This window comes from Alteromonas sp. AMM-1, assembly GCF_047290655.1.
GTDB lineage: Bacteria > Pseudomonadota > Gammaproteobacteria > Enterobacterales > Alteromonadaceae > Alteromonas > Alteromonas mangrovi.
Genome location: NZ_JBLBUE010000009.1, coordinates 44,093 through 69,289, shown reverse-complemented (window position 1 = coordinate 69,289; position 25,197 = coordinate 44,093). Strand labels below are relative to the sequence as shown.

Sequence of the window (25,197 nt, the reverse complement as noted above, 5' to 3'; positions counted from 1 at the left end):
ATCAGGGCAGTGCAACGCGCATTGCAGAGGCGATACGTTATCGCATTCAACAGGAATTAAATCTCACTGCCTCGGCGGGGGTGGCCCCCTGTAAGTTTGTGGCTAAAGTGGCCAGCGACGAAAATAAGCCCAATGGACTTTGCGTTGTGGCACCCGAACAACTCGATAGCTTTGTGCGAAGGTTACCGTTAAAAAAAATACCGGGTGTTGGAGAGGTTACCTTACAAAAATTACATCAGTTGGGGTTGTACACCTGTGATGATGTCAGACAATACCCTTATGAACAGATCCAGAAGCGGTTTGGTAAGTTTGGGCATATTTTATGGCAACGTGCACATGGTATTGACGAGCGAGACGTCCAAACGGATCGGGTACGTAAATCAGTGGGGGTAGAGCGCACACTGAGTGCTGATATTCATACCGAAGCTGAATGCAGGGAAGTAGTGGAATATTTGTACGATACATTGTGCAACCGACTGGCGTTGCATCAAAAGAAATACCATGCCAGTAAACCCATACGAATAAAATCGCTGGGCGTAAAACTGAAATTCCAGGATTTCCAGCTCACCACCGTTGAGCATCGCTATACCGAGGTGGAAAAAGGCCGCTTTCACTCGCTGTTAAAAGAAGCGTATTCACGTGCTCAAGAGCGGGGAATTCGCTTGGTGGGTTTGCATGTCGGGCTGGATGAGCCCAAAGATGTGCAGCAATTAACGTTGCCGCTGGAACAGAATTAGCAGAAAGTATAATCTTCTACTAAACTTGCATTTTCATACATACAAATGCCATAAAGTTGGCTTATGTTGCATGACTATGCGCAAGGCGATATAACGTAATGCTACGTGTAAATTACGCGAATGAATAGATGCGTCATAAGTGAATTAACGAGGAAACTAACCGAACCAGATAGCCATACCCATAACCCCGTCATTCCCGACAACATCGACAAACAGGACTTAACGCTTTTGCCACCCAATAAAGGAGACAAAAAATGATTAAACCCGGCGTTTACCAGCATTATAAAGGGAACAATTACGAAGTAATTGGTGTTGCCAGACACTCTGAAGACGAAAGTCAGGTAGTGGTGTATCGTCCCATGTACGGTGAGGGCGCACTATGGGTTCGCCCGTTAGATATGTTTACTGAGCAGGTGAGTGTGAATGGGCGTTCAGTTGAGCGTTTCAGGTACATCGGCCAGGCCGCACATTATGAAGAAAGCAGCATAGCGGTATAGTTTGGCTGTGCTGTAAATCGTGTCGTTATGAGCGCCAATAAATTGCGTTTTTCAGTGAACCAATTGGCAGTCAGTTGCATATAATACCTATTAGGTCCAGGTAAGGAATGGTTAATGAAACAATTGGTTAAATGCTGTTTTGCGCTAACGGCGGCGTTTGCGGCCACACAGTTATACGCAGATGACCGCTTTGCCTCAGTTGAAATACAATCAGCGCATTTGGCGGGTTCGGTTCACATGCTAACGGGTGCTGGTGGCAATATTGGCGTGTCTGCCGGTGAAGATGGGGTGTTGATAATTGACGATCAATTTGCCCCACTTGCACCTAAGATTTCTGCAGCGCTGGGTGAGCTTGGTAACAATACACCCAGTTATGTTATCAATACGCATTTTCACGGCGATCACACAGGAAGTAATGCGTTTTTCCATGATAATAAAGGCGCAACAATTTTCGCTCACGACAACGTGCGTGTAAGACTGGCAAGCGATAGTTCCGTGGCTACATCGGCATTGCCGGTTGTTACTTACGAACAGGGCGTGAAAATTCATTTTAACGGTGAAACTCTGCATGTGTTTCACCTGCCAGCCAGCCATACCGATGGCGACAGTGTAGTGTGGTTTGAACAGCCCAATGTATTACACACCGGTGATTTGTTTTTTAACGGGTTATTCCCCTATATCGACTTGGGAGCAGGTGGCACAGTTGCCGGGTATATTCGTTCAGTCGAGGTGCTGCTTGATCGCATTGATGAAGACACAAAAATTATACCCGGTCATGGCCCACTCGCTACCAAGCAGGATTATCAGGCTTTCTTAGCCATGATGAAGGCTACCCTGGCTTTCGTGAATGCACAAAAAGCAAAAGGGATGTCGGTAGACGAGGTGGTTGAAGCCGGATTACCAGACGAGTGGCAGTCGTGGAACTGGAATTTTATCACAGAAGAAAAGTGGATCCGCACCTTGTATTGATATCACTGTTTGCATAAAACAAAGTGAAATTAAAGAAACACCACGCAATTGCGTGGTGTTTTCATATTAAGCTGCGATTGAAATCTGGGATTCAGCTAGCTGTAGAAGCATAAGTAGGCTGTAGTCGTTGCCACTTTCACATCAAATGACTGATTAGCTGCAACGCGAAATTCGGTACCAGCTTCAAACGTTTGCCAGTCGCTTTCGCCAGGCAATTTTACGGTTAATGCACCCTCGGTTACCTTCATCAGTTCGTCCTGACTGGTGCCAAACACATAATCACCAGGCAACATTACACCAGCGGTGCATGGGCCGTTAGCCGATTCGAAAGCAATGGATTTTACGGCATCGTTAAAATAGCTGTTTACACTTAAAGTCATGGTTGTGCTCTCAATGAAAAAAGCGCATTGTGCATGAGCCTGTGCCGTGACTCCAGTTAATTTTGGCTATTTGCATCGAATACTTTTTCACCGGCCAGCCAGGTTTGCATCACCTTGGTTTTCCATATGTCCTGAGGCGTCACCGTAAAAATATCCTGATCAACTAAAATGAAATCCGCCCACTTGCCTGGTGTTAGTGTGCCAAGGGCATCTTCCATATGCGCAGCGTAGGCCGCATCCAGGGTAAAGCCTTTAAAAGCCTGCTTTACGGTTAACGCTTGTTCCGGATACCAGCCTTTGAGTGGCTGGTTGTTGCGGTCTTGTCGCGTTACAGCAGCGTGCAGCCCATAAAACGGATTCGCCAGCTCAACCGGGAAGTCTGAACCCAGAGGCATGGGTATGCCACTGTCTATCAACGTTTTCCACGCATAGGCACCTGCCATACGCGCTTTCCCAATACGTGCCTCTGCCATATTCATATCAGAGGTTGCGTGGGTGGGCTGCATTGATGGTAACACGTTTAATTTTGCAAACCGGGGCAGGTCGTTCACATTGATTACCTGTGCGTGTTCGATGCGGTTTCTGAGTGATTGGCCGCCAACACTTGCAAAGGTTTTCTCAAACTCATCCAGTACCATACGATTGGCTTTGTCGCCTATTGCGTGGAAGTTCAGCTGAAAACCTGCTCCCAGCACCTTTTGAAATATTTTAGGGAAATCGTCGGGTTGAGTAAGCAATAAGCCATGCTGATGGGGGGAATCACTGTAAGGCTTTAATAATGCAGCGCCGCGACTGCCTAACGCGCCGTCACCATAGGCTTTTACAGAGCGAATCGACAGAAAATCATCGGCACTGCGAATAATGCCGGTATCTAACATTTCATCGAGCTGTGGATCGGTGGCACTTAACATCGCATAAATACGCACAGGTAGCGTTTGCGCCGCTGCGCGTGCCAGGTAAAAATCGTAAACATGATGGCTCACACCGGCATCGTGCATTGCGGTGATCCCCACGGACAACAAATGCTCACCGGCCGCATTCAATTGTGCCTGATATTGCCTTGTACTCTCGGTAGGCATAACAGCGGCCACTAAGTCCATGGCATTATCAATCAGTACACCGGTAGGATTGCCTTGTGAATCGCGCAGGATCTGCCCACCAACCGGGTCCTGAGTGTCGCGTGTGATACCGGCGAGTTGCAGCGCTTTGGTATTTACCCAAGCCGCGTGACCGTCTACCCGGCTTAACCATACAGGCTTTTGAGCAATGACTTTATCCAGTGCTTTCGCTGTTGGAAACGAGCGGTCACTCCACAGTTCCTGGTTCCAGCCCCTGCCTTTTATCCAATCCTGGTCCATGTGCGCCAGCGCGTAGTCTGCTACCCATTTTGCGGCCTGACTCATGGTTTTGCTATCGCGCAAATCCACTTCCAGCAAATTGCCTCCCAGCCCCAGTAAATGGCCGTGAGCATCTATTAACCCTGGCAACATCACGGCATTTCTGCCGTCGATAACTTCCGCTTTGTTTGGCACAGACGTGGGATCAAGACTGATCACTTTGCCGCGATTAAGGAGTATCCGCTTGAACTGTACCAGTTCGCCCTTCTCGTTGAGCGTATAACCGCGGACGTTTTCTATGAGCGTACTGGCTGAGGCCACACTCATGAGTAAGCTGCATACAAGCAGCAGGGTAAGCGACACGTATCTGCGCATTGTTAGGTTCTCATGCAATAGTTGGGGGTTGGAGTAAATAATCGGTTTGCCAGATTTTGGCCATGGCAGACTGGCTTATATTGCCACCGGTGAGTAACACCAAAGCGGTTTGTCCTGGCTGCGTATTCACTGCCCAGGCCGCTACTGCCGCCATGCTCATGGCACTGGTGGGTTCTACATGAATCTTCAGCAGATGTTGCAGCCACTGAGTCCAGTAAGCAATTTGCTGTTCATTGACTTCGTAAAAATCATCCAGTTCCTGCAATAACGGAAAAGTGTATTCACCCACTGATGGCGTTGCTGCCCCATCGGCCAATGTACTCACCGGACCGGAAAGCGACTCAATACGTCCTGATTGCAAGGAGCGCGAAGCGTCGTTGGCCACCTGAGGTTCTGCACCAATAACCAGTGCATCCGGCGCAAGCGCACGAGAGGCCAGTAATGTACCGCTGAGCAAACCACCGCCACCACAAGGTGCAAATATGGCATTTATGTCCGGGTGATCCTGCAGCGCTTCCATTGCGGCAGTTCCCTGTCCTGCAATCACTAACGGGTGGTTAAATGGCGGTATCCAAACGGTGCCCTCGGCTTCGGCTGCATCGGCCACTGCCTGGTCTGCTTCTACACGGGTAGGGTAGAGTTTTAATTCGGCGCCGTAGGCACGGGTTGCTGCGGCTTTCACCGGCGAGATGGTGTTGGTTGCGTAAATGGTTACCGGAATACTGGCTTTCGAGGCCGCATAGGCAACCGCCTGAGCATGGTTTCCTGAACTGTTAGCTACAATATGTTTGGGGATCGTACCTGATTCCTGCAGCGCCGTAATAAAGTTCGTGGCGCCACGCAACTTAAATGCGCCAGTGGGCTGCAGGCATTCCGCCTTAAACAACACTCTGTGCCCCAACCAGCGGTTTAACAATGACGACTCCAGAATGGGCGTGCGTTGTACTTTGCCTACGAGGCGAAGGGACGCATCGTGAACGTCCTGATAAGTTGTGCCGGTATACACTTGCGTCACAGAGTTTCCTTTCGAAGAATCGCTAACAGCAGATTGAACAACATAGTACAACAGCCATTGTGTCACTGCTGCAGCACAAAGGCGAGTGTTACTCAGAAAACGATCAGCAGCGGTTGTAAATTCACCGTATTTGCGTCACGTAATTTTAATAATCATGCGGTATTGTCGGCGACTGCGCGAAATCCAGGTGGTATTTACTTATGTCGCAAAAAGCTCAAAAACGCATTTACTTTACGCCGATCATTCTGTTTTGTTTACTGGCTGCATTCTTTGTCAGCGTTGGGATTTATTTACAGGATCGCGAGTTTACTGTTGAGCGCAGTAAAGCAGAAAACCTGTCTGCGCAGGTTGTGGTAAATTTGCAAACCATGGCGGCAGAGCGTCATCAGGCACTTGAGTCACTCATGCAAAACTGGCCAACGCAAGAACCGAATTATCTGGATTGGTTCAATGTTCAGGCAATCACTCTGCTCAGTATACAGCGTGGCTACAGCAGCTTGATGCTGATAGATAGCAATGGACTGGTTCAGTGGCTGGTCAGGCCGCAGTACCCGTCTGCCCCTTATTGGCATGATAACATTGTGGGTAAGTCTCTTGAATTACCCGACTTCCTGGAATTTACCAATGGTGAGCAGTATTTCAGCCAGTTAGTCAGCGGGATGGGCGGGCAGCATTTTCTGTTATACGGACGCTTAATCAGCCCTCAGGAACCGCATTTGGGATACGTGCTGGCCACCTTTGATTTGCAAGCCTGGTTGGCCATGTCCAATGGTCAATTGGTTGAACAGCATTATCATTTTCTGATCACTGATTCCACTCTGAATCCTCTGACAGTAGGCTCAAATGCGCCTGCCAATGTGGAATCGTTTCCCGTCAAAAGTGATTTGTTTAACGTGCTTGGCCGGGTGTGGCGCTTGCAGCTAGCGTTACCTGAACCTGCCTTCAGTGGTGCGTTGTTAGTTTCACTGGTAGGCCTGGTTATGTCACTGCTGGCTACCATTGTGTTGTATAAGTTACTGAAAAGTGCCATGAATTTGGATCAGAGCCAGTTGCGTTATAAAACGGCAAGTGAAGCAGCACTGGATGCTTTGTTAATCTACAAAAAAGTGGCGGACGATTACTTTTTGGTTGAGGCGAATAAAATTGCCATTCAGTTGTTTCAGGGCGATGTCTGTTTAATAAAAGACAAACCATTATCGGTTCAGTTAAAAACGTTTAAGCAGCATCATATAGTGCCGCGCATCGATGAGGTCGTGCTAACAGGCGAGCCCTTTGACGACTATATTGAAATTAAGAGCCGCCTGATAAAGCCGCAGTGGTTAAAGGTACAAATTGTTCGGGCAGGTAAAGATATCGCGATCACACTCAGGGATGTCACCGAGCGTTTTAATGCACAACGGGCATTACTTCGGAGTGAGGAAAAATACCGCCGCTTAATCGATGGGCTGTACCGTCATTTTGTGTATACCAAAACACTCGACCAATCATTTGTGTATGTGAGTCATGGAGTGCAATCTATTTTGGGGATCAACGCAGAGCAGTTTTGCCTTGCGCAACGGCGCTTTATGGTGGAGTCGCATGCTGACCATCGAAACATAGTGTATTCCATTCAATCTGGTGAGAATCCGCAGCCCTATCGTTTGAAATTACGTGCAGAGAGTGGTGATACAAAAGTGATTGAATTCGCTGATGCGGGCGTATTTGATGAACAGGGCAAATTAATTGCCATTGAAGGTATTGCTCGTGACGTGACTGAAGAGTTTGCGTTGCAGGAAGAAGTAAGATACCAGGCCAGTCACGACCAGCTAACCGGTTTGATGAACCGGTACGCGTTTGATCACTACCTCACCGGACTTATTAGCAAGGTAAATGCCGGCGAAGCCAGTGCAGTGATGTGTTTTATCGACATGGACAGGTTTAAGTTGGTGAATGACAGCTGCGGCCATCCGGCAGGCGACCGTTTATTAAAAGAAGTCTCAAATGTGTTTGGTGAGTTTGTAAATGAAAAAGACTTACTGGCACGTATTGGTGGTGATGAGTTTTGCATGATTTTCAGAAACCTCACACTCGAGCAGGTGCTGGATAAACTGGACAGACTGTTACAGCACATTGGCGCTTATCGGTTTACGGTAGAGGATAAAGTGTTCTTCGTGGGAGCCAGTATCGGTGTTATCGACATACACCAACCAGGTTACAGTGCGGCAGATTTAATTAAGGCCGCCGACAACGCCTGTTACAAAGCCAAGTCTATGGGCCGAAACCGCTATTTTGTGTATACACCAACCGAAGAACAACAAGCATTGGATATGGTTGAAAGCAAAGTATTGCAACACTTCCAAATGGCCCTCGACAACAATGGATTTGAGTTATTCTTTCAGCCTATTATTGATTTAAAAAGCGCCAACCAGCGAACTCACGGAGAGGTGCTTTTACGGTTAATTGGTGAGGATGGACAGTATATTAGTCCCGGCGTGTTTATTCCTTTGGCGGAACAACACGGCGTAATGAATAAAATTGACTGGTGGGTAGTCGACAACACCCTGAGGTTCTTGCAGCAACAACCTGCTTTCTGCCGTCAGCTCGACAAAATCGCCATTAACCTGTCGGGCATTACGCTGAGTGATGAAAAGCTGCTGAAGCAAATAGTGCATCAGATCCAATGTTGTAATATACCAGCAGAAAAATTGTGTTTTGAAATCACCGAAACCTCGGCGGTGACTAATCTTTCTTCTGCGAAATGGTTTATTGATGAACTGCGGGCACTGGGATGCCGATTTGCGTTAGATGACTTTGGCGCTGGTATGTCGACGTTTACGTATTTGAAGAACCTGGATGTGGATTACGTAAAAATTGACGGTTCTTTTGTGCGTAACATGGTGCGCGACAAGATCGATTATGAAACGGTAAAAGCCATCAATAACATTGCCCAGAGTATGGGCAAGCAAACTATCGCGGAATTTGTCGTTGACGACGCCACGCGTGAAGCGTTGATTGAACTGGGAATAGACTATGGACAAGGTTTCGCTTTGGGGTATCCTGAACCATTAGTCAATCACTGCAACCTGTTGCAGTTGGTTAGTTAACAGCCCAACTCTGTATGTGATGTCGGGCAAACAGGAGGTTCCATGGGATTACTAGATGCATTACTGGGCAATGCCAGTGAAGTGGATGTAACAGAAGTACAGGAAGAATTACAACCTATACTGGGTAATACTGAAAACGTGATAAGTGCTTACAAACTGGTTAGAGACCTGATTGTCTTTACCAACCATCGTTTTATGTTTATCGACAAGCAAGGTGTAACAGGCCGGAAAGTGGAATATCACTCGGTGCCTTACAAGGCCATTACGCAGTTTAAAGTAGAAACTGCCGGGCATTTTGATATGGACGCAGAACTGCGTATTTTTATATCAGGACAGGCCGAAGCCATGAAATTCGAACTGAAAAAAGACACCGCCATTGGGGTGCAGAAGTCACTGGCGAATGCCATGTTTGGTTAATAGCGAATACCAATTCGCGCTTGATACGAAAAAGCCCACCAGTTTGGTGGGCTTTGTTGTGTAAAGCAGTGCTACTTTAGAACACCACGGTTACCACAGCAGAACAGGTTGATGTACCAGACTCACACACCTGGTAATCATACACGCCGCCGCCTTTTACATTTATTGTGTCGGTATAGCTGGTGGTGCCGCTAACAGTTGCAATTGTATTGCCGTTGCGGAAGATATCCATAGCTGCACTGCTGTTTGCCCAGCTAAGGTCAACTTGTTGCGTACCTTTTACCTTGTAGCCGTTTGCGGTTAAGGTAAGGCCGGTGCCCGTGTCGCCACCACCACCATTATCACCGCCACCGCCGTTTCCACCGGCACAGCCGTTGGCTGTCAGGTAAGCATCAGCTGCCGCAGCCTGAACAATACCGTAGCCGAAATACACATCTTTACCCGCTGCACCCGCGTCCATCGCTGTGGCTTTTAACGCGTCGCGAATTTCAGTTCCTGTACAGGATGCATGATTTGACCATACCAGTGCAGCAACCCCTGAAACCGCTGGCGTTGCCATTGAAGTACCACTCAGGTAGCCGTAATCACTGGCGCCAACAGAAATATCCGCCGTGCCCGCAGCCAGAATGGCTGCACGGTCTTCCAGGGCAGCACCTACCGCAGGAATAGATGTTGAGTTTGTATCACCCAGTGTTCCGTAAAGCATGCCAGCTTCATTGTTAATGATCACTGCGCCAACGCCACCAGAAGCTTCGCAATTGGCTACTTTATCGTGGAAAGAAATGACGCCACGGTCGATAACACATATTTTGCCAGACGCACCCGCATCTGTGCTTTGTGCTGTGCCCATGTAGAACGTTTGGCCGTTGGCATTGCCGGTGTTTTCCATGGCACTGGAGGCAAAGCCACTGCCATCCATGCTCAGTCCTGACATCACCGCCGTGCCTGCTGGTACCGTTGAAAGGGTATCTACGCCGCCTGCGGTGACTTCAACACAGATAGTGTCATCAGTGATTACACGCTTGCCGCGGCCAGTGGTACAACTTGGAAATTGAGAAAAATCGGCAATAGCGTTGTTTGCATCGTTGGCACCGACCATCATTACCGATGAATAGCCTGCAGGATACATGCGAGAGGAATTGCCATCGTTACCCGCAGCTGCAATCACTAAACCACCAGCGGCGGTAAAGTTTTTAAAGGCGTTTTCCTCGGTACTGTTAGCCGCTCCACCGCCTAAGCTCATATTAATAATGTTAGCGCCAGCCTGGCCGCACAACTGCGCCGCCTGAGCTAAATCGGAAGAATATCCCCAACCTGCAGCGTTGAATACTTTAATAATGTGCATGTCTACGCCCGGTGCCATACCCACTACACCGAAGCTGTTGTCTGCCGCACCAATAGTACCAGCTACGTGGGTGCCGTGTTCGCCACCTGCGTTAAACCAGTTGCCTGTGCCTGGGTCGTTGTCGCCAGTAATATTTGCCCACACAAAATCTGGGTTTGTGCTGTCTAAACCTGAGTCGATAACACACACTTTCATATCAGCGTTCGCGTTAAACGCAACCTGGTCGGCCTGCGCCTGGTATACGGCATAGGGTGTAATTTGGCTTTGCATCGGGCTGCCGGCGTCATCATTAAACAGCGCCATAGCAGAACGCAACGCATCTTCTTCAACCAGTTTAACGTGAGGGTTGTTCAGTAAGCCTTTTACTTCCGACAATGATTTGCCAGAGAAGGTGGCGGCGATAAAACCGTCGGCGTCAACATGAACTTGTCCGCCGAGCTGCTTCGTCAGGGCTTTTACTACGCCTTTCGACGGGTTATCTACCTGAATAATGTATCTGTCGTTTGCTGCCGTAGCAGATGCGCTCACGGCCAGCAGTACCGCTGCCATGGTAGGTCTTAGGGTCGTTTTTATCATTTTATACTTCTTCACTTGTGTTTTTAGATTAATTGCCGAATTAAATTCGGTCTTATTGGATTATGCATAATTGGGGTAAACCCAATATTGAAACTATGCAATAAAAATCAGCTTGGCAATAAGAAGAAGTCAATAATAGGTATGGGATCGTATTCGTTAAGTTCAGGCTGAAATGAGTGCGCGACAGGAAGTCTCTGTCGCGCAAGGTATTTATTGGATGTTATTGCACACCAAAGTGTCGATCAAAAAAGTTAGTAATGGTGTGGTATAAGTGAATGCCGGTCTGCTTGCCCCGAATGCTGTGTTTTTTACCCGGATAATCCATCACCTCGAAGGGCTTGGCCATATCCTGCAAGTGTTTATACAGCTTGGTGCTGTGGGTAAACAACACGTTATCGTCGGCCATGCCGTGATAAATCAGCAGCGGGCCTTTCAGATCCTGCGCATAAGGGAATACCGATGAGGCATCATATGCTTCACTGTCGGTGTTGGGATTACCCATATAACGCTCAGTGTAGTGTGTATCGTACAAGCGCCAGGTTGTAACCGGTGCGCCTGATACTCCGGCTTTAAAGTAGTCGCCGGCTTTGAACATACTCATCAGCGTCATATAGCCACCGTAACTGTGGCCATAAACACCAATACGGTCTTTGTCTACGTAGGGCAGGGTATGCAAAAACTTCACGCCGGATACCTGATCCTCTACCTCTACGCTGCCCATGGCTTTGTAAATTGGTTCCTCGAAGGCTTTGCCCCGGTAGTTTGAACCGCGGTTATCAATACTGAATACCACATAACCTTTACTTACCCAATGTTGCATCAGCAATCCACGGTTACCGCCCCACTGGTTGTTCACCACCTGTGCGTGTGGTCCGCCATACAGGTACACAATTACCGGGTGCTTCCCTTCCAGTTTGGCTGGCTTGTATAAGCGATAGTAAAGCTCAATGCCTTCATCGTTGGTAATGGTACCAAACTCCGGTTTAACCCAGTCTTTTACATACGGGGTAAGCGGGTGGTTTGCATCCAGCTTGTTTTCTTCCAGCCAGGTAATTTGATCGCCCGATGCGTTGTGCAAACTCACCTGAAAAGGAGTGTTAGCAGTAGAAGACATATCAATGTAAATGGAAGCATCGCCACTAAATGTAATGTGGTGGAAGCCTTCCCGCGCCGTGAGTTTCTGAACGTCTTCACCCTGTAGGTTTACGCTGTATAAATGGCTCTCAAGTGGCGTGTCTTTGCGGCCGGTAAAGAATACCTTACCCGATTTTTCATCGACTGCCTCAAGCTGATCAACTACCCATTTACCCTTGGTTAACTGACGCACCAGCTTACCGTTGCTGTTAAACAAATACAGGTGTTTAAAGCCATCGCGCTCGGATGCCCAGATAAACTGGGTGCCGTTATTGATAAAGGTAAAGTCATTGTGCAGATTTACCCAGGTATCAGACGACTCAGTTAGCAAAACTTGTTGCGAATTGTCTTTTACGCTAACACTACGCAATTCCAGCAATTGTTGGGTGCGGTTTTGCCACTGATAGGTAAAGTGTTCACTGTCTGGCATCCACTTGCCACGCGCCAGATAGATATCTTTGTCTTTTCCTAAGTCAACCCAGCTTCGCTTTTGCGAGCCGATGTGTTGAATTGCCAGACGAATGTTAACATTGGGCGTACCGGCTGATGGGTACTTTTGCTCAATCATTTTAATGTCGTCTGCGTAAATTTCCGAGCGGGTAATGGTGTCTACTGGTGTTTCATCAACTTCGGTGAAGGCGATGTACTGCTCATCTGGAGACCACCAGTAGCCGGTCATACGGCCCATTTCTTCCTGCGCCACAAATTCAGCCATGCCATATTTCAGGTTACCGCCGCCTTCTGTGGTTATGGCTGTTTCCTTGCCACTGGCAATATGCTTAACAAACAGATTCTGATCGCGAATAAACGAAATATAGTTCCCTTTAGGAGAGAGCATGATATCGGTTTCGAACGCCTCGGTGTCGAGTAATTGCCTGGCACCCTGTTCACCCAGTTTGTGGAAGTAAACGTCGCCACCCAGCGGGAACAACAAGGCAGTACCATCTGCCGACCATTGGTAACTCACAATCCCTGATCCAGATAAGCGCATTCGTTCGCGGCGGGCTTTTTCTTCGTCGGACAGTGTTTCTTCGCCCGAAGACAAATCATCCGAATCAAACAAAAGGCGTGACTCACCGGAAGCAATGTTATATTCCCACAAATCCAGACGCTCGTAGTCGGATTGCTTTCCTTGCAGGTACGTAACGCGTTTGCCGTCGGGTGCCACCTGCAAACTCCGCGGTGAGCTGCCGTCCAGCGACGGGGATTCATAAATACGTTCAATGGTTAACGTGTCAGCCATCACCGTATGATTGAGCATAAGGGCTCCAAGTACTAAAGCTTTTTTCATGAATAGGCTACTATCTGTCGTTTAAAATGATCCCTAACAGGGGGATGCTTTCTAATTATAGGTACATTCAACGCGGAAGGATGACACACTTTGAGTTCGATAAAAAGCGCACTGGTCTTAGGCGCCAGTGGGTTGGTAGGAAGACAACTGCTTCAGTTGTTGCTGGATGACCCGCGCTATGGGTCGGTAACCTGTTTGCTCAGGCGGCCATTGGCCACGCAGCACTACCGGGACCCTCACCGCAAATTGCAACCTGTAGTGATAAACTTTGACGATCCGGAAGCCTACCAGGGCTATTTTACCGTTGACCACGTGTATTGCTGCTTGGGCACCACGCTGAAGCGTGCGGGCAGTAAACAGGCGTTCAGAAAGGTCGATTTTGAATATGTACACGTAGCTGCGCAATTGGCTAGGGCCCAGCGTGCCAAAGGGTTCGTGTGGATCTCTGCGGTGGGCGCCAATGCCAAAAGTAAGCACTTCTATTTGCGGGTTAAAGGCGAATTGGAAAACGCGATTTTGCGCATGCCCCAGTTAGAGCATGCCGCAGCAGTGAGACCCGGCGTGTTGATTGGTGAGCGAGAAGGCGACGAGCGCATGTTGGAACGCATGACGGCAAATACTCTGACGTTACTTAAGCCAATAATGGTTGGCCCGCTGAAAAAGTACCGGGCCGTGTATCCAGAGCAGGTGGCGCGGGAAATGATAAGTCTGCAGCCGTTTTCATAATATAAGAGGTGGATGTTTCGGTGACCAAACCGGCAGGGTTTCAATGTAAGCAATTTTTCGTTGCGCATGAACAGTGCGCTATGAAAGTCGGTACTGATAGCCTGATATTAGGTAGTCTTGCCGAGCCGGTTCACGCCAGGCGTATTCTGGATATTGGTACAGGCAGCGGCTTACTGGCCCTGATGATGGCGCAAAAGTCCAACGCCAACTGTACAGTGGATGCGGTCGAACTTGATGAACGTGCAGGATTACAAGCGGAGACTAACTTTGCTCAAAGTCCGTGGGCTGGGCGTTTATGTGTTAAGCAAGAGGATATTGCCCGCTTCGAGCCTGACGCGCGTTATGATCTGATCATTTCAAACCCGCCCTATTTTGCCGGGCATGATGACAGAACCCGCGCGTATGAAACCATGGGCGAGCAGAGAAAACTCGCACGTCTCGAAAATGGATTGCGTATTGACGATTTCTTCAGGCACTGCGCCAGGTTACTGGCTAGCGAGGGATGTGTTTATTGCGTCTATCCTCATCAACGGCATAACGATGTGATTAATGCCGCAAGTGATGCCGGGTTCTTCGTTGATAAGCGCTGGGATGTTCACAATAAAGCAGACAGTGTGCCAAAGGTCAGTGTCTATCGGTTGTCTGCCATGGCTTCCGTTACACAGATACACTCGCTAACGATAAGGAACGAAGACAACACATACACCGATGAATATAAGATCTTGTGTCAGGACTTTTATGTGAATTTTTAACAGGCACAAAAAAAGCGCGATATACGCGCTTTTTTTATCATAACTGATTGTTACGACTTAACCAGAATAGATACCTTGTTGATACCTGCTTCTTTTGCCTGGTTCATAACTTCAACAACTACACCGTGCTCGGTGTCTTTGTGAGCCTGAATAGCGGCAGAGTCAGTTGGTGATTCAGCCAGGTAAGTCTGGATGTTTGCAACAACACGACGGATATCAACTTCACGACCATTCATCATAATTTTACCCATTTCATCGATGCGGATAGACAGCGAGCGGGTAGGGTTATCTGATGGTGGCTTGTTTTCCGGACGGTTTACGTCTAACCCTTTTTCTTTAACGAAAGAGGTAGTTACGATGAAGAAAATCAACATGATGAACACGATGTCCAACATGGGTGTCATGTCGACCTGTGCTTCATCATCACCGGATGTATGCTTTTTTCTTTTCATTTGGTTTTCTAATCTCTAACACTTGTGCGCCTAGTATACTGTTTGTAACAAAAAACTGTAGTGATTTGTACAAAGAAATTACCAAGGTGCGATGAATTTAATGCATTTGTCGATAACTTTCGTTAGAAAGCGACACTATTTAGCAGACAGCGCCATACCAAGTTGGTAAAAATAAACCCTGAAGGCATCGTTTAGCTGTGATCTCAAGGTACCATGAGGATAAATGCCAAGTCTAGCCTCTGCCGACATTTTTGTGCCCTGTACGAGGAAGGCGTTTTTAATGTTTTGATCCTGGATGCAGGCTTCAAATGCGCGGGCTGCTAACTCCTGAGGAGTCGCAAAATAGAAACATTTCAAAGCCTTATCTGCTTCCACTGAGCGTAAGATATACTCATTTGGCGAGTGACCATCGGCACATAGAAACAGGATCTGAAAACAGTCTGCAAGCTTGTGATTTAGCGGGTGATCCACCAGATCCGCGTCATCCAGCCAGCCCTGCGAGGCAAATGCAGTGGGATGAGGTCTTACCAGAAATTTTTGGCTGATATAATGGTCGAATGCGTGGAACCATTCATGGGCAAGTGCGCCGCCACCCGCGTTTTTCGCCAGTGCCAGCTGACGTTTGGCCGGCTGATAATGCGCGTTGGCGTTTTTTTGACCGCCGGTGCCAAATGCCAGCGACAGCGATCCATTCAGCGACACTACCTGTTCATTGATCTGTAAAATATCGATCAGATCGTAAAGCGCATCAAAAAACAAATTGGCAGCGATCTGCTGTTCCTGTGCGGTGACCCATCGGCCAATGGTAATAGATTGAAAGCCAAACAGCCGGCGGATATCGTGAAAACTGACATCCGCGCCGTCCCGATGACTCTGGCCATTGCGGTAGTATAACTGGTGTAAACGTCCGGGCGGGGTGCTAGAGCTCACTGAGTTCGGTTACGAGTTGTTCACACCAACGGGCGATGCGCTCGTCGGTTTGTTGAAACTGGTTTTCGTCGTCCAGCGACAAACCGACAAATTGGGTGTCGTCCTGGATCAGGGCTTTTGACTTGGCAAATTCATAGCCTTCGTTTGCGGTGTAACCAATAAACCGGCAGCCCGAAGGGGCAATGGCATCGTGCAACATGCCCAGCGCATCCTGAAACCAGTCGGCATAGCCATACTGGTCGCCTAAGCCGAATAGCGCAACAATTTTTCCGCCCAGAGGTAACTGATGCACGTCATCCCAGCTTGATTCCCAGTCTTCCTGTAATTCACCAAAGTCCCAGGTTGAGATCCCAAGGATCAAAATGTCGTAATGCGCGGTTTGGCTGAGTGACACATCCTTAATGTTAAATACGTCGACTACCTGATCGTCGAACATGCTGTTTAACTGTGCCTGAATTTTTTCTGCGGCCATTTCGGTATAGCAGGTGGTGGAACCGTAAAACAGGCCAATTTTCAGTGCAGGATCACTCATTGGGATGCGTTGCCTCGCTGGTTAGTTATCTACATTCGATTCAGGCGGGAATTCTACCGTTTCTCCGTCACTACACAATGCTAAACAACGTACTTCTTCGCAATTCGGATCGATCAATAATTGTCCTATGGCAGCACGATTCAATAGCGCCTGATTCGGCGCGCAATCCGGGTGTCGGTCGTGAACCGACATATTGCGGCGTCGGGTGAAGATATTCAGCGGTGAACGGGCGCTGTAAAACCACTGATTAAGTGTGTCCAAACAGCGGATCAGTGTATTGGGGAAAGTATTTTTAATACCGCTACAGGTAAATTGTGTAATTTTGGGGCTATTTCGGCGAAAACGCAGTCGCACATCATATACAAACGAGTAGTGCACATCGCCCGACAGAATAATAAAATGCGGCGGAGTTTTGTAGTGTCGGAAGATATTCAGAATAACGCTGGCTGTGCCTTTATGCGCCATCCAGTTTTCCGCATCTACGGTTAACGCTTTGCCGGCCAGGGTAAACAGTTTCTGAATAACTTCGATAAACTTAACACCATATATCGGTGCAGCCGAGACTACTATAACGGCCTCTTTACCAAAGGTTTGCTGTTGAAACTCACACAAGGCTTCCCAGTCCATGAGTCCTGAAGGTTTGTTCAGGCTGGATTCGCTGCGCCAGCGGCGGGTGCGGGTGTCTAATACTTGCACCGGTGGTTGGGTGTCCAGCCCGTAATGCCAGTCTTCCCAGCTAAACAAGGCGTCAATAAAGTCTTCGTGGCGTTGTAAACCTGCAGGCGTGAAATTCTCAACGGCCTGTTTAACCAGCGGTGCGAACCTGTCTGGCGCATTGCCCCATCCCTGACACAACCAGTAACCCGCCAGCGCATTTCCCACCATTCTGCGCGATAGCGGATGACCATATACTTCCTGCTCCCAGCCTCGGGTCAGGTTCCAGTCATCAGTGACATCGTGGTCGTCAAAAATCATGTAACAAGGAATATGCGCCAACAAACGACGTACTTTTACTAAATCGGCCGCAAATGCGGCAATTGTGTCGAGTTCTTGCAAGAATTTGCTGCGAAATTGCTCGGGTACTTCATTGGCGTTGAATACAACGTTCGCCCAGGGGGTGTCGGACCATACCAGCAAGTACATGGCGAGCACTTCGGCCAGTCCAATCAGGTGGTTTTGTGCGTTTACCGATGTAAATACCGGCTTTTTCTTTGCACCAAAAAACAGTTTCGATAGCGCAGTGTTCGTTTTCACTTGCGGTAATATCTGCTGCCGGTGGTAATAGCAATAAGGATGACCAATCAGATCCTGGGTACTGCCAACTACGGCCTGATCCAATGATTCATGGAACAATCCATAATGATCAATGGTTTGCAGAATGGCTTGTAACATGGGGCCAGCAACATCATCGGCATAAATCTGGTCGCCGGTCATGATCAGCAGGTCGGGTCGTTGTGGACCCTTGGTAAACTCTTGTGCAACCAGTGCATCTGCCCGCAATAAACTATCCTGAGCCGGATGGTGAGGTTTCCGGCAGGAGCCGTGTAACACATTTGAAAGTGTGCCGGGTATCCGGAAATTCAGGGTTTGCTGATTGGGATACAACAGGGTAGACAGCGTGTGTTGCCAGTTACTTTGCTGAACTGAGTGCTTAAATTGTAATTCGTAAGCAATCAGCGCTTCAGCATCAAATGGTTGTTCTGGAGTAAAGGTAAGAAGGTTAACAAATGCGTGTTTACCAACCTGCAGCTGTTCCTGTGTGGTGTTGCCCCGACATTCAACGTGACCGGCTAGGACGGATATTTCTGGTGCTACAGATTCCGACGTTACCATCCAGAGTGTAAATGCCTGCCTGGTAGTGTGTCTGAGAATAGGCCCGGCTATGACTAAAGGGCAGGAAGCAGAAATAACCAACACTCCTTGGGTTGAATAACAGAGAACATGATAAAACAGTGGGTACTACACAGTATACGGACTCAGGCTGACGGGGTCACGTGCGTTTGACTTGCCACACACACCGTTTAACAACCTTGACCCACCGCTTTTCATCGGCGAGGATACTGCCATTATCAACCCTATGATTGGGAAAGAAAAGATGAAATCAACATGGTTATTTGCAGGTGTAGCACTGAGTGTGCTGGTGGCCTGCGGAGAAAGCCCTGCTCAGGAGCCGGTAGCAGAGGTGAAAAAGACTGAGCCCGTGCTGGCCGGAAAGTGGATTCTTGAGGCCGATGGCAGTGTGATGCTGGATCCGCAAACATCCGGCTTAACGCATCGCAATGGCATGCTATACAGTATTTCTGATGGCAGTGCGTTGCAAACACAGCGGCTGCAAATTCACGAAATCAATCCTGTAACAGCAACCTTGTCGGCAAAAGCTGACGCTATGTCGATGGCGGGGCGCGTTCGCCGCAGTTGCTTCGCACAATATTTGTCGGATGAACCGGATTTGGAAGCGCTGGTAGCGGATCCGGCACAACCGGGAGTGTTTTACACTGTAACGGAAGATGCAACCCGCTCTGGGGCGTTGTCAGACAGTTGTCAGCAGCGTTACGAAAGCACCGGTTCAACGGATTACCCTACTTTGTTGGTGCGGATTGAATCAGAGGGTGATGGCCGCTACAGCATGACACATGTGCGCCCCTTGCAATTTCCTCACGAGTTCGCGGTGGGTGATTTCCCTAACGATGGGATTGAAGGCATGGCTTTGAGTCCGGATGGCATCCTGTACCTGGGACTTGAACGGGATATCGCCGGTAACCCACGTATTTTCTCCGTCAAACTGGACGACGCATTTTGGGAAGAAACTGACTTTGCTAAAGTAGACGATCCAAACCTGGCCGTGCCCAGCTTTACCAGTGGCAGGCACCCCATAAATGGCCTTGAGTATTACTCAACTGCCAACGGACAGGGATTTTTGCTGGCTGCGGCCAGAAACGACAATGAGCTATGGGTGATTGATACCACCAAAGCACTGCCGACAAAAAAGATCAGCCTGCAATTTAGCGCGCCATCGGGTGATCCGGTGAACTGCGCAGAGCAGGAAATCATGGACAATGCATCTATTGAAGGCTTAGCCGTGATAGGTGATACCTTGTGGTTGATAAACGACCCATGGAAAGTGAATTACATGAAGAATTTGCAATGCGAAGCTAACCGTGCCCGCTATGAAGGTATGGCACCTTTGTTGTTTAGCATGCCTTTAGACAGCGATTGGTTTAAAGGGTAGAACAGATTGGCATGGGGCGGTAGCATTCCGCCCCGAAAGCTGTTTCTGTAACGCTCACTCCGTGCCAGCTGTTTGTTATAGTTTGCGGGTTGAACCCGAAACCAACACAGGTGCGCCGGGTTCATCAGTGAGCGACACCTTGATTACCGATGGCGCACCCATGTCTTCGCCCTGATACAGCGTTATGCTTCCTCCGTGCGGCCATTGCCGATCGCGAAGATAGCCTGCAAAAGCCGCCGATGCAGCGCCCGTAGCCGGGTCTTCCAGTACACCACCCGACGAAAACGCATTTCGGGAGTGAAACGTCTGCGCATCTTCTATATAAACCAGCATGATAGTTACCAGTCCGTGTCGGGCCATCATTTCGCGCCCCGCGTTCAAATCGTAACGCATGGCCGCCAGCGTCTCGCGCTGTTTCAGTGGTAGCACTATGTGATCGGCACCACCATGTATTTTCGCTGGTGGCAAATGGGCATCCAAATCGCTGGCGTGCAGATTAAACAGCGATAGTGTTTCATTTAATTCCTTCTCAGACAGTTCTCTGCTTTGTGTGTTCGGAGAGGTAAGCACGGCTGCAATCCCTTGTTCTGCTTGTACCGCTGTGACTTCAATAGCAGCCTGATTGATATTAAGCGCGTAGGTGTGTAAGCCATAGGTTTCACCCAGCACGGCACCGAGTGCAATAGTGGCATGGCCGCAAAACGGCACTTCAGATTCAGGTGAAAAATAACGTACCCGCCATTGCTTGCGGTCTTCCGAGAGCGGATAAGCAAACGCGGTTTCTGAATAGCCTACGTCAGCAGCAATACGCGCCATGTCCTGATCACTCAGTGGCGCACTCAGTAACGCAACGCCCGCCGGGTTGCCGCCCAGATCGCCGCGACTAAAAGCGGCAATACGTTGTAAATTCATTATTAGTGTCTCCGTAAAGTAAGGGAACAGTCATGACGTTATGCAAAGGATTGAGTGAATATTCGTTACATAGTGTAGCAAGGTGAATGCGCTGGATTCACTGTGATTTTACGGGCCAATCCACTATATTGCTTTTGATATAGCAGTAAATTAGTACTTTTACTTTTGATGCTTAACTAAGTCAGGAGCACGAGGACATGAAGACCATCGATCATCTGGATCGCGCAATTTTAGAATACCTGAATAAGGACGCTCGCCAGAGTTTTGCTGAGATAGGCAAGTTGGTGGGCATATCGGGGCCGGCGGTAGGAGAGCGGGTACGACGACTAAAAGACAACGGCGTAATTGATGGTTTTGGTCTGCGGATAAATTTACGTGCGCTCGGTTATACCTTACGGGCGCTGGTGCGAATCAAACCCCGTAGCGGCGAATTGCACAAAGTAGAAAAGCTGATAGCACAACAGCCGCGATTTATGAGCTGTGAGCGGGTAACCGGTGATGATTGCTTTGTGGCAAAACTGGCACTCACCGATGTCGCAGAGTTGGATGACGTGCTTTTACCGCTGCACGATTGTGCTGAGACCCATACGTCAATTATTAAATCCCATGTTATAGAGCCGCGGTTCCCCCCGCTGATCCCAGACTAAATCAACACCAACAGGATAAGGAACGCCGATGAAATTAATACTCCGGACTTTGTTGTTTTTCGCAGTGCTTGCGGCAGGTTATACCTGCGCTCAGACGAAAGAAGCAAACAATGTCATTAAATACCCGTCCCGCTGCGGTATACCTGAACGGTCTAAAGAAGAAAATCTTACCAGTTCTGTAGAAATGCGACTTATTTCAACCGGGGCTCCGCGTTATCCCGCCAAGGCTGCGCGTGATGGTATTGAAGGCTATGCGGTGCTTGAATTTGATCTGTCAGCCGAAGGTAAACCGGTAAACATCAACGTGATAGAAGTATCACCATCGGATATTTTTGTCGTTGCGTCTGTTCAAGCCTTATCTACCTGGCAATACTCGCCGGGTCAAAGTACTTGTCATGCAGTCAGGTTGGATTATCAGTTCGAATAGCCGGGCATGTGCCCCCGGTTTGGCGGGGGCAAATAACCATTAACGCAGACGCTGAGCAAACGTCTTTTTAAACTTTGCCAGTTTGGGGGCCACTACCATGGCGCAGTACTGGTTTTGCGGGTTGTTTTTAAAATAGGACTGGTGATAGTCCTCTGCCGCAAAATAATTGTTCAGTGGTGTTACTTCGGTCACTACCGGGTTGGGCCATATGTTTTCTACGGTGATTTCCGCTATGATTTTCTCGGCTTCAGCTTTCTGTTCATCGTCGTGATAGAAGATCCCGCTGCGATACTGCGTGCCAATATCGTTGCCCTGGCGGTTTAATTGCGTTGGGTCGTGCAGAGCAAAAAAGATTTCCAGAATTTCACGGTAGCTTATCTGATCCGGAAAATACTCAAGGCGCACCACTTCAGCGTGCCCGGTATCGCCCTTGCAGACTTGTTCGTAGGTAGGGGAATCAAGGTGGCCATTGGCGTAACCTGAGGTAGCCAGCTTAATGCCCTGTACCTGATTAAACGCAGACTCAATACACCAAAAACACCCTCCGGCAAGGGTAGCTGACGCCGTGTTAGACATAGATTTGCTCCAAAATTGCTAATGCATGCAGTGTGGTGGCGAAAAGTCGTTTCTTCAAGTCATCCAACCCACTATTTTCATCGTATCAGTAAAGTAATACCAACTCGCATAGAAGGTTCTGATATGAATACGACGCCTTCACCTGAATTGATCGTTTTTTACGATGGGAATTGCCCGCTTTGCTTGTTTGAGATGCGTCATCTTATGCGCTTGAACACAGAGGGCAAACTGGGGTTTGAAGACATTATGGCTGCCGACTTTACTCAGCGCTTTCCCATGCTCGACTGGCAGGCGCTGAATAACCGTATTCACGCAATGCGTAGCGATGGCAGCCTTATCGATGGTCTTGATGTTACCTATTTGGCGTGGAAACTGGTGGGCAAAGGCTGGCTTTATGCGCCGCTGCGCTGGCCATTTTTCAAGCCGATTGCGGATTGGTGTTATGTGCGCTTTGCGCGCCATCGTTACAAGATTTCCTATTGGCTTACGGGTCAAAAACGTTGTCAGCAATGTGAGTTAAAGAAACCATGAATGTATTAGTGGTAGGCGCAGGTGGCGCGATTGGTAGGGCGGTAACTGAAGCATTTTGCCAACGCTACAGCAGCGCTGTGGTATATGCTGTGTCGCGCAGGGCTTACACTGGTGCTAAACCAAAGCAAGTGGTGCCGGTTCAGTTAGATACCGGTAACGAGCAGGCCGTTCACGACTGGCTGTCTGCCTGTAAGGCGGAAGGGACTGCTTTCACGCATGTGGTGTGCACTACCGGCGTGTTACACGACAGTAATGTTGCGCCTGAAAAGCGACTGGAAGACGTGTCAGCCAGCGCCATGCAGCACTATTTTACTGTGAATACCCTGGTACCTGCACTATGGGTAAAGTTGCTGGTAAATCATCTGGTACAAGGGCCTTCTACACTCACTGTGCTCAGTGCCAGAGTGGGCAGTATCAGCGATAATCAGCTTGGTGGCTGGTACGGTTATCGCGCATCCAAGGCTGCGCTGAATATGTTTGTAAAAACGGCTGCAGTTGAATACGCGCGTCGGGCAAAGCACACCTCTTTGATTTGCTATCACCCTGGTACAGTCGACTCCGCCCTTTCCAAGCCTTTCCAGCGCAATGTTAAACCTGAAAAGCTGTTCACTCCGGCTTACACTGCAAGCCAATTACTGCAAATAATTGAGCACTCAAACCCTACTGAAAGCCCTTATTTTATTGACTGGGCGGGCAAATCCATTAGCTGGTAAACAATTTCGCGCCAGGCGGTGAGTCTGGCGCGCCTAAACCCAAGACTTTTGGCAACGGTATTGATACCATGGCGTATTCGGATCCAGGGACCAGGTAAGCTAACGACAATAATAAAGCTGCCAGAAACGGTTTCCCGAAGTTAAAAAAATAAAAATTACTATGAGGAAATGGGTATGAGCGGGAGCGGGGCCAGAGAACAGTTCGGATCGCGCATCGGATTTATTTTGGCTGCAGCCGGGTCTGCAGTGGGTATTGGTAACCTGGTTGGGTTTCCGGTTGGGGCGGCAAAGAACGGTGGCGGTGCGTTCTTACTGATGTACGCTATTTTTGTTGCGGCAATTTGTTTGCCGGTGATGATGGCTGAAATGTCGGTAGGGCGTTATGCAAAAAAAGACCCGCTGGGCGCTTATGCAAAGCTGACCGATAATTCCCCCAAGTGGAAAGTAGCAGGTTGGTTATCGATTATTACGCCATTTATGATTGCCGTATTCTACCTGGTGATCACCGTATGGATTTTCGGCTACTTATTTGAGGCATTAACCGGTAATTTAGACGTTCTCGCTAATCCGGATACCTTTGGCACCTTCATTAATTCTCCTGGTATTTTTATCTACATGGCGGCGGTGCTGGCCATTGTTTACCTGATCCTCCAGGGCGGGGTAAAACAGGGGATCGAAAAAGCAGCAAAACTGCTTATGCCCGCGTTGTTTGTGATGCTGTTGTTATTGGTTATCTTTGTGCTTACCCAGGACAATGCGATGGCAGGCGTAAGCTTTTATCTGGTCCCTGATTTCAGCAAAATTAATGCTTCGGTGATCAACGGCGCCTTGTCGCAGGCGTTTTTCTCGTTGAGTCTGGGTATGGGGATCATGATCACGTACGGTAGCTATATCGACGATCAGTCTGACATTCCACAATCGGCCAAGCTGGTGGCATTAACCGACACGGCCGTGGCGTTTGTTGCTGGTTTGATGATGCTGCCTGCCATCTTTTCTTTTAACCCGCAAACTAACCCTGCCGAATTGAGCGAATCGTCTATTGGTATGATTTTCTCGTTCCTTCCGAAGATCTTTTTGGCGTTGCAAGCAAGCATCGGTTACGTGGGCGCATCAGCGATAGCCAGCATCTTCTTCCTGCTGGTATTTTTTGCAGCCATTACATCACTGGTGTCTATTTTTGAAGTACCGGTAGCGGCGTTGATGGACGAAAAAGACTATAGCCGTCCGCGTGCGCTGGTGGTGCTGGGATTACTGTTAGTGGTGTTTTCTGTACTGTGTGCGTTGTCGTTTGGCTTTGTGCATTTCTTTACGGAATTTACCAGTTATGCCGGTGCGCCTAAGTCGTTTTTCGATATTATTTATGATGTGTTCTACGACACCATTCTGCCGCTGAACGGCCTGCTGATTTGTTTATTCGTTAGCTATCGCTGGAAGCGTCACAACCTGCATAAAGCATTGGAAACGGGTTCGCCGGATTACAAAGGCAGCTGGTTTGAACGCTATGTGGATATTTCGGTAGGTACGTTTATTCCGTTAATTCTGGCATTAATATTTGTTAATACGGTAGCGGTTAAGTACTTCGGTATCAGCCTGTTCGGTTAATCTTACTTACTT

Annotated in this window: 24 protein-coding genes; 13 read left to right on the top strand and 11 right to left on the bottom strand. The window is 48.6% G+C overall.

The window, feature by feature from the left end:
- The 3 genes from dinB to ACLR2L_RS03635 all read left to right on the top strand — a co-directional run.
- On the top strand, nucleotides 1–737 hold a 737-nt coding region (dinB, locus tag ACLR2L_RS03645), incomplete at its 5' end, for a DNA polymerase IV (RefSeq protein ID WP_413365784.1).
- 254 nt (nucleotides 738–991) lie between these two features.
- Nucleotides 992–1,234 (top strand): DUF1653 domain-containing protein, encoded by a 243-nt coding sequence (locus tag ACLR2L_RS03640; protein ID WP_413365782.1) that lies wholly within the window; start codon nucleotides 992–994, stop codon nucleotides 1,232–1,234.
- Nucleotides 1,235–1,348: 114 nt separating this feature from the next.
- A complete protein-coding gene (locus tag ACLR2L_RS03635) occupies nucleotides 1,349–2,203 on the top strand; it encodes an MBL fold metallo-hydrolase (RefSeq protein WP_413365780.1) in 855 nt (284 codons plus the stop codon).
- A gap of 95 nt (nucleotides 2,204–2,298) precedes the next feature.
- On the opposite strand, the gene ACLR2L_RS03630 is transcribed toward ACLR2L_RS03635, so the two are convergent.
- From ACLR2L_RS03630 to ACLR2L_RS03620, 3 genes are read right to left on the bottom strand one after another with little or no spacing between them, the layout of a single operon-like run.
- Nucleotides 2,299–2,583, bottom strand: coding sequence for a pyrimidine/purine nucleoside phosphorylase (locus ACLR2L_RS03630; protein ID WP_140959484.1), 285 nt, complete (start codon nucleotides 2,581–2,583; stop codon nucleotides 2,299–2,301).
- Between the two features lie 56 nt (nucleotides 2,584–2,639).
- Nucleotides 2,640–4,295, bottom strand: coding sequence for an amidohydrolase (locus ACLR2L_RS03625; RefSeq protein ID WP_413365778.1), 1,656 nt, complete (start codon nucleotides 4,293–4,295; stop codon nucleotides 2,640–2,642).
- 10 nt (nucleotides 4,296–4,305) lie between these two features.
- Nucleotides 4,306–5,301 carry a serine/threonine dehydratase gene (locus tag ACLR2L_RS03620; protein ID WP_140959634.1) on the bottom strand — a complete coding sequence of 332 codons (996 nt, stop codon included), beginning with the start codon at nucleotides 5,299–5,301 and terminating at the stop codon, nucleotides 4,306–4,308.
- A gap of 209 nt (nucleotides 5,302–5,510) precedes the next feature.
- Here ACLR2L_RS03620 and ACLR2L_RS03615 point away from each other — a divergent pair, with 209 nt between their 5' ends.
- Complete coding sequence (locus ACLR2L_RS03615) at nucleotides 5,511–8,393, top strand: EAL domain-containing protein (protein WP_413365776.1); 2,883 nt, start codon at nucleotides 5,511–5,513, stop codon at nucleotides 8,391–8,393.
- 42 nt (nucleotides 8,394–8,435) lie between these two features.
- On the top strand, nucleotides 8,436–8,810 hold the full coding sequence (locus ACLR2L_RS03610; protein WP_140959479.1) for a PH domain-containing protein: 375 nt from the start codon (nucleotides 8,436–8,438) through the stop codon (nucleotides 8,808–8,810).
- A 76-nt stretch (nucleotides 8,811–8,886) separates the two neighbouring features.
- Here ACLR2L_RS03610 and ACLR2L_RS03605 read toward each other — a convergent pair whose 3' ends face one another.
- The gene (locus ACLR2L_RS03605) at nucleotides 8,887–10,731 is read right to left on the bottom strand and encodes a S8 family serine peptidase (protein WP_413365774.1); all 1,845 of its coding nucleotides are present in this window, start codon (nucleotides 10,729–10,731) and stop codon (nucleotides 8,887–8,889) included.
- A gap of 220 nt (nucleotides 10,732–10,951) precedes the next feature.
- Nucleotides 10,952–13,156 carry a DPP IV N-terminal domain-containing protein gene (locus tag ACLR2L_RS03600; RefSeq protein WP_413365772.1) on the bottom strand — a complete coding sequence of 735 codons (2,205 nt, stop codon included), beginning with the start codon at nucleotides 13,154–13,156 and terminating at the stop codon, nucleotides 10,952–10,954.
- 99 nt (nucleotides 13,157–13,255) lie between these two features.
- Between ACLR2L_RS03600 and ACLR2L_RS03595 the strand changes: the two genes are divergently transcribed.
- Entirely contained in the window at nucleotides 13,256–13,882 is a 627-nt protein-coding gene (locus ACLR2L_RS03595) for an NAD(P)H-binding protein (protein ID WP_413365786.1), read from the top strand.
- 80 nt (nucleotides 13,883–13,962) lie between these two features.
- The gene (locus ACLR2L_RS03590) at nucleotides 13,963–14,634 is read left to right on the top strand and encodes a tRNA1(Val) (adenine(37)-N6)-methyltransferase (protein WP_413365770.1); all 672 of its coding nucleotides are present in this window, start codon (nucleotides 13,963–13,965) and stop codon (nucleotides 14,632–14,634) included.
- A 50-nt stretch (nucleotides 14,635–14,684) separates the two neighbouring features.
- Here ACLR2L_RS03590 and ACLR2L_RS03585 read toward each other — a convergent pair whose 3' ends face one another.
- The 4 genes from ACLR2L_RS03585 to ACLR2L_RS03570 all read right to left on the bottom strand — a co-directional run bounded on the left by ACLR2L_RS03585 (nucleotide 14,685) and on the right by ACLR2L_RS03570 (nucleotide 18,381).
- Entirely contained in the window at nucleotides 14,685–15,086 is a 402-nt protein-coding gene (locus ACLR2L_RS03585; RefSeq protein WP_140959471.1) for an ExbD/TolR family protein, read from the bottom strand.
- Between the two features lie 135 nt (nucleotides 15,087–15,221).
- Complete coding sequence (locus ACLR2L_RS03580) at nucleotides 15,222–16,016, bottom strand: CLCA_X family protein (protein WP_413365768.1); 795 nt, start codon at nucleotides 16,014–16,016, stop codon at nucleotides 15,222–15,224.
- On the bottom strand, nucleotides 16,006–16,548 hold the full coding sequence (fldB, locus tag ACLR2L_RS03575) for a flavodoxin FldB (RefSeq protein ID WP_140959468.1): 543 nt from the start codon (nucleotides 16,546–16,548) through the stop codon (nucleotides 16,006–16,008). The genes ACLR2L_RS03580 and fldB overlap by 11 nt, the downstream gene beginning before the upstream one ends.
- A gap of 21 nt (nucleotides 16,549–16,569) precedes the next feature.
- On the bottom strand, nucleotides 16,570–18,381 hold the full coding sequence (locus tag ACLR2L_RS03570) for an alkaline phosphatase family protein (RefSeq protein ID WP_413365765.1): 1,812 nt from the start codon (nucleotides 18,379–18,381) through the stop codon (nucleotides 16,570–16,572).
- A gap of 262 nt (nucleotides 18,382–18,643) precedes the next feature.
- Here ACLR2L_RS03570 and ACLR2L_RS03565 point away from each other — a divergent pair, with 262 nt between their 5' ends.
- Nucleotides 18,644–19,777 (top strand): hypothetical protein, encoded by a 1,134-nt coding sequence (locus ACLR2L_RS03565; RefSeq protein ID WP_413365763.1) that lies wholly within the window; start codon nucleotides 18,644–18,646, stop codon nucleotides 19,775–19,777.
- 75 nt (nucleotides 19,778–19,852) lie between these two features.
- Here the strand turns inward: ACLR2L_RS03565 and ACLR2L_RS03560 are convergent, their stop codons facing one another.
- Nucleotides 19,853–20,689: a PhzF family phenazine biosynthesis protein gene (locus ACLR2L_RS03560; RefSeq protein WP_413365761.1), complete on the bottom strand. Its 837-nt coding sequence runs from the start codon at nucleotides 20,687–20,689 to the stop codon at nucleotides 19,853–19,855.
- 197 nt (nucleotides 20,690–20,886) lie between these two features.
- Between ACLR2L_RS03560 and ACLR2L_RS03555 the strand changes: the two genes are divergently transcribed.
- Together ACLR2L_RS03555 and ACLR2L_RS03550 are read left to right on the top strand one after the other, a co-directional pair.
- Nucleotides 20,887–21,336: an Lrp/AsnC family transcriptional regulator gene (locus ACLR2L_RS03555; protein ID WP_413365759.1), complete on the top strand. Its 450-nt coding sequence runs from the start codon at nucleotides 20,887–20,889 to the stop codon at nucleotides 21,334–21,336.
- A 28-nt stretch (nucleotides 21,337–21,364) separates the two neighbouring features.
- Nucleotides 21,365–21,763, top strand: a complete 399-nt coding sequence (locus ACLR2L_RS03550; protein ID WP_413365757.1) for an energy transducer TonB — start codon at nucleotides 21,365–21,367, stop codon at nucleotides 21,761–21,763.
- A gap of 39 nt (nucleotides 21,764–21,802) precedes the next feature.
- On the opposite strand, the gene msrA is transcribed toward ACLR2L_RS03550, so the two are convergent.
- A complete protein-coding gene (msrA, locus tag ACLR2L_RS03545) occupies nucleotides 21,803–22,339 on the bottom strand; it encodes a peptide-methionine (S)-S-oxide reductase MsrA (RefSeq protein WP_413365754.1) in 537 nt (178 codons plus the stop codon).
- A 123-nt stretch (nucleotides 22,340–22,462) separates the two neighbouring features.
- On the opposite strand from msrA, the gene ACLR2L_RS03540 reads away from it, so the two are divergent.
- The 3 genes from ACLR2L_RS03540 (at nucleotide 22,463) to ACLR2L_RS03530 (ending at nucleotide 25,185) form a co-directional block, all read left to right on the top strand.
- Nucleotides 22,463–22,870, top strand: a complete 408-nt coding sequence (locus ACLR2L_RS03540; RefSeq protein WP_413365752.1) for a thiol-disulfide oxidoreductase DCC family protein — start codon at nucleotides 22,463–22,465, stop codon at nucleotides 22,868–22,870.
- Complete coding sequence (locus ACLR2L_RS03535) at nucleotides 22,867–23,583, top strand: SDR family NAD(P)-dependent oxidoreductase (RefSeq protein ID WP_413365750.1); 717 nt, start codon at nucleotides 22,867–22,869, stop codon at nucleotides 23,581–23,583. The genes ACLR2L_RS03540 and ACLR2L_RS03535 overlap by 4 nt, the downstream gene beginning before the upstream one ends.
- A gap of 174 nt (nucleotides 23,584–23,757) precedes the next feature.
- On the top strand, nucleotides 23,758–25,185 hold the full coding sequence (locus tag ACLR2L_RS03530) for a sodium-dependent transporter (RefSeq protein WP_413365748.1): 1,428 nt from the start codon (nucleotides 23,758–23,760) through the stop codon (nucleotides 25,183–25,185).
- Nucleotides 25,186–25,197 lie beyond the last annotated feature (12 nt).

What these genes read in the sequence shown, in the direction of transcription:
- ACLR2L_RS03535 (WP_413365750.1), top strand. Translation starts at nt 22,867, where the DNA reads ATGAATGTATTAGTGGTAGGCGCAGGTGGCGCGATTGGTAGGGCGGTA.
- ACLR2L_RS03610 (WP_140959479.1), top strand. Translation starts at nt 8,436, where the DNA reads ATGGGATTACTAGATGCATTACTGGGCAATGCCAGTGAAGTGGATGTA.
- ACLR2L_RS03570 (WP_413365765.1), bottom strand. Translation starts at nt 18,381, where the DNA reads ATGGTAACGTCGGAATCTGTAGCACCAGAAATATCCGTCCTAGCCGGT.
- ACLR2L_RS03565 (WP_413365763.1), top strand. Translation starts at nt 18,644, where the DNA reads ATGAAATCAACATGGTTATTTGCAGGTGTAGCACTGAGTGTGCTGGTG.
- ACLR2L_RS03600 (WP_413365772.1), bottom strand. Translation starts at nt 13,156, where the DNA reads ATGAAAAAAGCTTTAGTACTTGGAGCCCTTATGCTCAATCATACGGTG.
- ACLR2L_RS03585 (WP_140959471.1), bottom strand. Translation starts at nt 15,086, where the DNA reads ATGAAAAGAAAAAAGCATACATCCGGTGATGATGAAGCACAGGTCGAC.
- ACLR2L_RS03625 (WP_413365778.1), bottom strand. Translation starts at nt 4,295, where the DNA reads ATGCGCAGATACGTGTCGCTTACCCTGCTGCTTGTATGCAGCTTACTC.
- ACLR2L_RS03530 (WP_413365748.1), top strand. Translation starts at nt 23,758, where the DNA reads ATGAGCGGGAGCGGGGCCAGAGAACAGTTCGGATCGCGCATCGGATTT.
- ACLR2L_RS03640 (WP_413365782.1), top strand. Translation starts at nt 992, where the DNA reads ATGATTAAACCCGGCGTTTACCAGCATTATAAAGGGAACAATTACGAA.
- ACLR2L_RS03540 (WP_413365752.1), top strand. Translation starts at nt 22,463, where the DNA reads ATGAATACGACGCCTTCACCTGAATTGATCGTTTTTTACGATGGGAAT.
- ACLR2L_RS03615 (WP_413365776.1), top strand. Translation starts at nt 5,511, where the DNA reads ATGTCGCAAAAAGCTCAAAAACGCATTTACTTTACGCCGATCATTCTG.
- ACLR2L_RS03550 (WP_413365757.1), top strand. Translation starts at nt 21,365, where the DNA reads ATGAAATTAATACTCCGGACTTTGTTGTTTTTCGCAGTGCTTGCGGCA.
- ACLR2L_RS03635 (WP_413365780.1), top strand. Translation starts at nt 1,349, where the DNA reads ATGAAACAATTGGTTAAATGCTGTTTTGCGCTAACGGCGGCGTTTGCG.
- ACLR2L_RS03590 (WP_413365770.1), top strand. Translation starts at nt 13,963, where the DNA reads ATGAAAGTCGGTACTGATAGCCTGATATTAGGTAGTCTTGCCGAGCCG.
- ACLR2L_RS03605 (WP_413365774.1), bottom strand. Translation starts at nt 10,731, where the DNA reads ATGATAAAAACGACCCTAAGACCTACCATGGCAGCGGTACTGCTGGCC.
- ACLR2L_RS03555 (WP_413365759.1), top strand. Translation starts at nt 20,887, where the DNA reads ATGAAGACCATCGATCATCTGGATCGCGCAATTTTAGAATACCTGAAT.
- msrA (WP_413365754.1), bottom strand. Translation starts at nt 22,339, where the DNA reads ATGTCTAACACGGCGTCAGCTACCCTTGCCGGAGGGTGTTTTTGGTGT.
- ACLR2L_RS03560 (WP_413365761.1), bottom strand. Translation starts at nt 20,689, where the DNA reads ATGAATTTACAACGTATTGCCGCTTTTAGTCGCGGCGATCTGGGCGGC.
- ACLR2L_RS03630 (WP_140959484.1), bottom strand. Translation starts at nt 2,583, where the DNA reads ATGACTTTAAGTGTAAACAGCTATTTTAACGATGCCGTAAAATCCATT.
- fldB (WP_140959468.1), bottom strand. Translation starts at nt 16,548, where the DNA reads ATGAGTGATCCTGCACTGAAAATTGGCCTGTTTTACGGTTCCACCACC.